Annotated in this window: 6 protein-coding genes; 2 read left to right on the top strand and 4 right to left on the bottom strand. The window is 74.3% G+C overall.

The window, feature by feature from the left end; all coding sequences use genetic code 11:
- The first annotated feature begins 99 nt into the window (after nucleotides 1–99).
- Nucleotides 100–765: an alpha/beta hydrolase gene (locus ACFW6P_RS10650; protein ID WP_386423415.1), complete on the top strand. Its 666-nt coding sequence runs from the start codon at nucleotides 100–102 to the stop codon at nucleotides 763–765.
- On the opposite strand, the gene ACFW6P_RS10645 is transcribed toward ACFW6P_RS10650, so the two are convergent.
- The 4 genes from ACFW6P_RS10645 to ACFW6P_RS10630 form a co-directional block, all read right to left on the bottom strand.
- Nucleotides 735–1670, bottom strand: a complete 936-nt coding sequence (locus tag ACFW6P_RS10645; protein ID WP_386357671.1) for a YihY/virulence factor BrkB family protein — start codon at nucleotides 1668–1670, stop codon at nucleotides 735–737. The genes ACFW6P_RS10650 and ACFW6P_RS10645 overlap by 31 nt on opposite strands.
- A gap of 133 nt (nucleotides 1671–1803) precedes the next feature.
- Complete coding sequence (locus tag ACFW6P_RS10640; protein WP_386357673.1) at nucleotides 1804–3402, bottom strand: sulfite oxidase; 1599 nt, start codon at nucleotides 3400–3402, stop codon at nucleotides 1804–1806.
- A gap of 180 nt (nucleotides 3403–3582) precedes the next feature.
- Nucleotides 3583–4335 (bottom strand): anti-sigma factor domain-containing protein, encoded by a 753-nt coding sequence (locus ACFW6P_RS10635; RefSeq protein ID WP_386423412.1) that lies wholly within the window; start codon nucleotides 4333–4335, stop codon nucleotides 3583–3585.
- A complete protein-coding gene (locus tag ACFW6P_RS10630; protein ID WP_386357770.1) occupies nucleotides 4332–4916 on the bottom strand; it encodes a sigma-70 family RNA polymerase sigma factor in 585 nt (194 codons plus the stop codon). Before ACFW6P_RS10630 ends, ACFW6P_RS10635 begins: the two co-directional genes overlap by 4 nt.
- Nucleotides 4917–5155: 239 nt before the next feature.
- On the opposite strand from ACFW6P_RS10630, the gene ACFW6P_RS10625 reads away from it, so the two are divergent.
- On the top strand, nucleotides 5156–7615 hold the full coding sequence (locus tag ACFW6P_RS10625; protein ID WP_386357677.1) for a SpoIIE family protein phosphatase: 2460 nt from the start codon (nucleotides 5156–5158) through the stop codon (nucleotides 7613–7615).
- The last annotated feature ends 114 nt before the right edge of the window (nucleotides 7616–7729 follow it).

Below are 7729 nucleotides of genomic sequence, written 5' to 3'. Positions count from 1 at the left end.
GCCACTCCCCCACCCCCCGCACCCTTCCGTCCCTTCCGTCTGCCCCCGTCCCCACCCTCCCCCGCCGCGGCGCCCGGCCCCGCGCCCCCCGCGGGGCGCGTGGTGCCCGTGCGGCACCCGCCCCACCCCCGGGCGGCCGTCCTGCTGCTGCACGGGGGACGCGAGACCAGCGACAGCGCCGCCCGCCCCTGGCAGCCGGCCGCCCTCAGGATGGGCCCCTTCGCCCGGGCCGTCTCCGCCGCCCTCCCCTGCAACGAGGTGCTGGTCGCCCGCGTCCGCTACCGGCTCCGCGGCTGGAACGGCGAGCGCGCCGACGCGGCACGGGACGCCCACCGGGCGCTGCGCGAACTGACCGACCTCGTGGGACCCGTCCCCGTGGTCCTGCTCGGCCACTCCATGGGTGGCCGGGCGGCCCTCAGCGCCGCCGGCCATCCGCAGGTGCGGGGTGTGGTCGGCCTCGCGCCCTGGTGGCCGGCCGGCGAGCCCGTGGACCACCTCGCGGGCCGGCACGTCGTCGCCCTGCACGGCGACCAGGACCGCGTCACCTCGCCCGGCGCCACGGCGGCCTGTGTGCGCCGGGCGCGGGAGACGGCGGCCCGGGCGGGGATGGCCGTCGTCGGCGGGGGCGACCACGCGATGCTGCGCCGCTCCCGCTGCTGGCACCGCACCGCCGCCGCCGTCACGGCCCACCTGCTCGATCCTGACGGCACCCCCGACCCGCTGCCCGACGCCTCCTACGGCACGGGCCGCTTCCCCGTGCTCTGATCCACCGCCGCCGGCTGGGCCCGCCTGCCCAGTTCGGCGGCGAACTGCGCGCCGGTGAGCAGCGCCAGGTTGGACAGCCACAGCCACACCAGGAAGACGACCGCACCGGCCAGCGACCCGTACAGCCTGCTGTAGGCGCCGAGCGTGGAGGCGTACGCGGAGAAGCCCGCGGAGACGATCAGCCACAGCACGGCGGCCAGCGCCCCGCCCGGCAGGCTGTGCCGGCGCCGGCGGGCCGGCACCGGGCCGGTGTGGAAGACCACGACGACCAGCAGGGCGACCAGGCACAGCAGCACGGGCCAGCGCAGCAGGCTCCAGGCCAGGGCCACGGTGGTGTCCACCCCGAGGGCGCGGCCCACGGCCTCCGCCAGCGGCCCGGTCAGGAGCAGCGTCAGCGAACCGACCACGAGCAGCCCGAGCAGCGCGAGCGCGGTGAGCAGGATCCGGTGGGCCTTGCGCCAGGGCGAGCGCTGGTCCGATACCCGGTGCATGCCGTGCAGGGCGCGACGGAAGACGGCCAGGTAACTGGAGGCCGACCACAGGGAACTGGCCGCACCGGCCGCCATCAGCGACCAGGCCGTCCCGCTGGTCTCCAGCGTCCGGGCCAGGACGGCGTGCAGCTCGGGCCCGGACTGCGCCGGCGCGTAGGCGCCGACGTGCGCCACGAACTCCGCCGCCGCTTCCGGACTGATCATGCCGAACGCCAGGACGGTGGCGGGCAGGGCGGGGAGCACGGCCAGGATGGCGTAGTACGTCAGCGCCGCCGCGTAGTCCGAGATGTCGTCGTTCCACAACGACACGGGGGTCCGCCGCAGCGCGGGCCACCAGGACGCCCGCACCCGCACCCGCCTCCACCGCACGGGCACCCACCGCGCCCGGTCGTCGCCCGCGAGCGGTGCTTCCATGCCTGATCCGCCTCTCACCCGGTTGGACCCCTGTCGGCCTCGTGCCCGGGCATCGTCGCTCCACGCGGGAACGGGCCGTCCGCCCCCCGGTTCCCGGGGGGCGGACCCCTCATGTTGCTCCCGGTGGACCGGGTCACTCGACGGTCACGACCACGGAGTGCCACCCGCTGGCGCCGTCGGGCACGGTCTTGGTCCGCTCGGAGGTCTGCACCTGACCGGTGCGGTCGGTGGCGCGCACGGTGAGCGTGTGGCCGCCCTTGGTGGCCTGCCAGGGGAAGGACCACTGGCGCCAGGTGTCGCGGCTGTCCTCGGCCGCGAGCCGGGCCTCCTGCCAGGGGCCGTCGTCGACGCGGACCTCGACCTTGTCGATGCCGCGGTGCTGGGCCCAGGCGACCCCGGCGACCATCACCGTGCCGGCCCCGGGCCGGGCGAAGGGCTTGGGCGTGTCGATCCGGGACTGGGTCTTGACCGGCGCCTCGCGGGCCCAGCCCCGCTTGACCCAGTAGGGGTCGTAGGCGTCGAAGGTGGTGAGTTCGATGTCCTCGATCCACTTGCAGGCGGAGACGAACCCGTAGAGGCCCGGCACCACCATGCGGACGGGGAAGCCGTGGTCGAAGGGCAGCGGCTCGCCGTTCATGCCCACGGCGAGGAGCGCGTCCCGGCCGTCCATCAGCGCCTCCACCGGGCTGCCCAGGGTCATGCCGTCCACGGAGCGGGCCACCAGCTGGTCGGCCGGGCCGCCCCGGGAGGGCGGTTCGACCCCGCACTCGGCCAGCAGGTCGGCCAGGCGCACCCCGATCCAGCGGGCGTTGCCCACGTACGGCCCGCCGACCTCGTTGGAGACGCACGTGAGGGTGATGTCGCGCTCGACCAGCTCACGGCGGAGCAGGTCGTCGAAGGAGAGCGTGACCGGACGCCGGACGCCCTCGCCGTGGATGCGCAGGCGCCAGGCGGTGGCGTCCACCTTCGGCACCACCAGTGCGGTGTCGACCCGGTAGAACGACTCGTTCGGCGTGGTGAAGGGGCTGACGCCGGGGATCCGCAGCCCGGCGCCGCGGGGCACGGGGGCCGCCGGGGAGGCGGGTGCGGGCAGGACCACCTTCCTGCGGGAGGCGACCGCGTCACGGCCGCCGGAACCGGACAGTGCCCGGCCCAGCGCCCCGGCCCCGGCCGACGCGACGGCGGCGGCCGACGCCGCGATCACGAACCCGCGCCGGTCCCACGCGGCCCCGGACGGCGTCCCCTCCGCTCCGGCCGCAAGGGGAGGGGAGGCGGGGAGCCGGCCCGCGAGCACGTAGAGCACCACCGCCCCGACGACGGCGCCCACCACCGAGGGCAGGGCGTCCAGGAGACCGGTCGAGTCCGGTCTGCTCGTCGCGGCCAGCGCCCCGACCGCTCCGAAGAGCAGGACGCCCGCCGCCGCGGAGCGCCGGAATCGCGCCGACGCGATTCCCAACGCCACGGCGAAGAGCGCCAGCACGGCGAGAATTCCGAGCTGCAGAACGAGTTTGTCGGCGGTCCCGAAATTCCGGATCGCCCAGTCCTTGACGGCGGCGGGGGTGCGGTCGATGGCCGCGCCCCCGACCGCCACCACGGGGCCGGCCTGAGGACGGACGGCACCGGCCACCGCCTCGGCGAACCCGAGGGCCGCGCACCCCGCGAGCACTCCGCCGAGGGCTCCCAGTGCCGCCGTGAGCGGCCGTATCCGGTCTTTTTTCTCTGTCTCGGTCACGTGGGGAATCCGATTCCGGGAGGCGGGCGGATTGGTCGTATCCACGATCGGATGAATTCCTTTTCCCGACCGATCCGAGCCCGCTTCCGTTACGCATCACGGGGAATTCCCCTGCCGGCCATTTCCGACGCGCCATGAGGATGCCGTGCCAGGAGGTCCCCGTGCCAGGAGGTCCCCGCGTCAGGAGGGAAAGCTCATCAGGGCGACCGGAGAGGAGGTGGGGTGCTCGGAGCCGCCCTCGGGCTCGACCGTGACGCCCATGCCCGAGGCGCCGTCGAGTGCGCCGCGCATCAGGACGGTCTGCTCGCTGCGGTCGGGGTCCATGAGGCCGGCCGACCGCATGGTGCCGCCGTCCTCGAACCACAGCTGGTAGACCTTGCCGCTCGGCGGCGCGGACATCCCCGACACGGCGAAGACGGCCTGGTCCCGGCTGCGGGAGAGCACGACGGTACCGGTGCCGCCGCCGGTGAGTCCGGCGGCCCGCGTCCTGGCGTCCGGCGCGGCCAGTACGGCGGCGATCGCGTCCGCCGTCCGGGTGGCGCGGCGCGCCTGGTCGCGGGCGTCCTGCGCCTGCTCGTGCTGCCAGACGGCCGTCCCGCCGAGCGCGACGACCCCGGCGAGGCAGGCCGCGAGCGCCCACCGCGACATCGCCCTGGCCCGTCTCGCGGCCCGGGCGGGGGTCACCCGGGCCGGGCCGCCCGGTGCCTCCTGCCGGACGGTGCCGATCCGCCGCAGCACCCGCTCGCGCATCTCGGGCGCCGGGGTGGTGGCGACCGCGAGTCCGAGGCGGGCGGTGGTGGCGCGCAGCTCGGCCGTCTCCTGCCCGCACGCCTCGCAGCCCGCCAGATGGCGCTCGAACGCTGCGCTCTCCTCGTCGGACAGGGCGTGCAGCGCGTAGGCGCCCGTCAGTCGGTGCAGATCGGTGGTCGTCATGCGGTCACCCCCAGGCAGTCGCGCAGCCGGATGAGTCCGTCACGCAGGCGGGTCTTGACGGTGCCCAGCGGCACCGCCAGGGCCTCCGCCACCTCTCGGTAGGTCAGTCCCCGGTAGTACGCCAGGGTGACGGCCTGGTGCTGGATCTCGGTCAGGGTGCGCAGACAGCGCCGCACCTGCTCCCGCTCCAGCCGGGCCTCGACGTGCTCGACCACTTCGTCGTACTCGGGCACCTGTTCCAGCAGCGCCGCCTTGTGGTCCCGGGCGTTCGCGGCCTCCACCGACCGCACCCGGTCCACCGCCCGGCGGTGTGCCAGGGTGAGGATCCAGTTCATGGCCGAACCCCGCTCCGGCCGGTAGCGCGGGGCGGTCCGCCACACTTCCACCAGCACCTCCTGGGCCACCTCCTCCGACTGCGCCTGGTCCCGCAGCACGGCCCGGACGACTCCGAGGACTCCCGGGGCGACGGCGTCGTAGACCCCGGCGAACGCCTCCTCGTCGCCCAGGGCGACCCGGCCGATCAACTCCTGCAGATCGGGCCCGGCAGATGGATTTCTGCCGATATGTACCGCTTGCTTCACCAAGGGCCTCCGTGGTCGGGACTCGTCCGGGGGTAATCCGTTCCGGCCGGGGCCGCGGATTGGTTGCGGAGGGAACGAAAAAGGCGCAGGTGACATCCGTCGTCGGGCATACCGGGGAACAGACGTCGGGGGCGGCGCCCCTTGAGTTTCACACGTACCCTTTCGTATTACTTAGGATGATTTGAGATGTCGGGTGGTCGTCAGGCAGGGACGAGAGTGCTGTGACAGGCGGAGAACGGGTGCCCGAGCTGCCCGGTACCCGGGGCGCCCGGGAGGCCGACGATCTGCCGTTCCGCCCTCGCGTCCTGGCCACCGCGCGCAAGGTGGCCGTGGTCGCGGCGCTGATGGCCGCGCTGCTGGCCCTGATGAGCCTGGTCGGATGGTTCTCCGACACCGATGTGCTCAAGCGCGTGCTGCCCGGCACCTCGGTCTCCATGAAGGTCAACACCGCCCTGGCCACCCTGATGCTCGGGCTCTCCCTGTGGGTGATCGCCCACGAGTCGGCCCGCCCGCGTGCACTCACCGCGGCCCGCGTCGGGTCGGCCCTGGCCGCCCTGATCGGCCTCCTCACCCTGTTCGAGTATGTGACGGGGGTCAGGCTGGGCATCGACGAGCTGCTCTTCGACGACGACACCGCCCGGACCCAGCCGGGGACGCCCGGACGGATGGGGCCGAACACGGCCGTGGCGGTGACGCTCGCGGGCGCGGCGTCCCTGTGCGCCGGTGCGCACCGGGTCCCCGCCTGGGTCTCCCAGGCCCCGGCCCTGGCTGTCGGGGCGCTCGGCATGCTCAGGCTGTACGGGTTCGTCTACGAGGTGCCGCAGCTGGAGCGGTTCGGCGCGTACACGGGCATGGCCGTGCACACGGCGCTCGCCATGGTGCTGCTGGCCACCGCCCTCTTCCTGGTCCGCCCGGCCGAGGGCCCGGCCGGGCTGCTGATGAACGCGGGGACGACGGGCGCGCTGGGGCGCTGGCTGCTGCTGACCGTCGTGGTCGTCCCGCCGCTGCTGGGGTGGCTCGTCCTGGAGGGCGAGGACGCGGAGTTGTTCGGGCCGCGGCTGGGGACCGCCCTGCTGGTGGCGGGCCACGTGGCCGTGTTCACGGCGGTGATCTTCACGACCCTCGCCGTCGGGCGCCGTATCGAGGTGGCCCACGCCCGCCTCGCGTGGCAGGTGCGCCAGAACGAGCTGCTGCAGGCCTTCATGGACCACACACCGGCGATGGTGTTCATCAAGGACCTGGACGGCCGCTACCTGGCGGTCAACACCACCTTCGAGCAGAACATGGGTCTGCCCCGCGACCGGTTCCTGGGCCGTCTCGACCAGGACGTCCTGCCGCCCGAGACGGCGGTCAAGGTGCGGGCCATCGGCCTGACCGTGCTGGCCGAGGGCAGGGCCGTGCAGCGTGAGGAGGTCTACACCCTGCCGAGCGGCACGCGGGAGTACCTCTCCAGCCTGTTCCCGATCACCGACGCGTCCGGCACGCCCTACGCGGTGGGCGGAGTGGTCACCGACATCACCGAGCGCGTCGCGGCCCAGCGCGAGGTCGAGCGGTCCCACCGGCTGTTCACCGCCCTGCTGGAGTCCGCGCCCGACGCCACCCTGATCACCGACGGCGACGGCGTCATCGTCATGGCCAACACGCAGGTGGGGCACCTCTTCGGCTTCCCTCCGGGTGATCTCGTCGGCACCGAGGTGGTCGGCCTGGTGCCCCCCGGGCGGCGCCGCCGGCACCGCGCCCTCCTCGGCGCCTACCTCCGCCTGCGCGACCCGCAGCCCACGGTCCTGGACCGGGACCTGTACGGGATGCGCCGCGACGGTTCCGAGTTCCCCGTCGAGGTGAGCGTCAGCAGCCTGCAGCCGGAGGAGCAGACCCTCGCCGTGCTCACCGTGCGGGACATCACCGAGCGCAGGCGGCTGGAGGCCGAGCGCGCCGAGCGCTACGAGCAGCAGCGGCACATCGCCTACACCCTGCAGCACAGCCTCATGGGGGAGCCGCCCCGGCTGCCGCACCTGCCCAGCGCCCACCGGTACCTGGCGTCCGTCCAGGACCCCGGGGTCGGCGGCGACTGGTTCGACGTCATCCCCCTCGACCAGCACCGCACCGGCGTCGTCATCGGCGACGTGATGGGCCGCGGCCTGGAGGCCGCCGCCGTCATGGGACAGCTGCGGGCCGCCTCCCACGCCCTCGCCCGCACCGGCGCCACGCCCGCCGCGCTCATGACCGGGCTGGACGCGTTCGTGAGCGACCTGGCGGACCAGCTGGTCACCTGCCTCTACCTGGTGATCGACCAGGAGGCGGACGAGCTCACCCTGTGCTCCGGCGGGCACCTCCCCGTCATCGCCCTGCCCCCGCACGGGCCCGCCCGCAGGCTGCCCGCGCCGGTCGGGGTGCCGCTGGGCGTCAACGGCTCGTCCGGCACGGGGCTGTCGTTCGAGGAGGTCACCCACCCGCTGCCGCCCGGCAGCACCCTGGTGCTGTACACCGACGGGCTGGTCGAACGGCCCGGTACCGACATCGAGGCCCAGATCGACGTCCTGGTCCGCACCGCCGACGACGAGCTGAAGGACGCCCCCACGGACCCGGGAACCCTGGACCGGGCCGCGGCCCGGCTGGTCAGGACCCTGATCCCGGACACCGCCGCCCACGACGACGACGTGACGCTGCTGCTGCTCGGCGTGCCGGACCCGGAGGGGTAGGGGGCCGGGCCCCGGGACTCCCGGCACGCCTTCCGCCGACGCCGCATATCCGGCATTACGGTTCGAAAGTTCGACGTGTCCGAGGACCGAAAGGCAGCACCCATGACGTTCCGC

Origin of the sequence: Streptomyces sp. NPDC058741 (genome assembly GCF_042746715.1) — a bacterium.
Lineage (GTDB): Bacteria > Actinomycetota > Actinomycetes > Streptomycetales > Streptomycetaceae > Streptomyces.
This window is presented reverse-complemented; position numbering and strand designations above follow the sequence as displayed.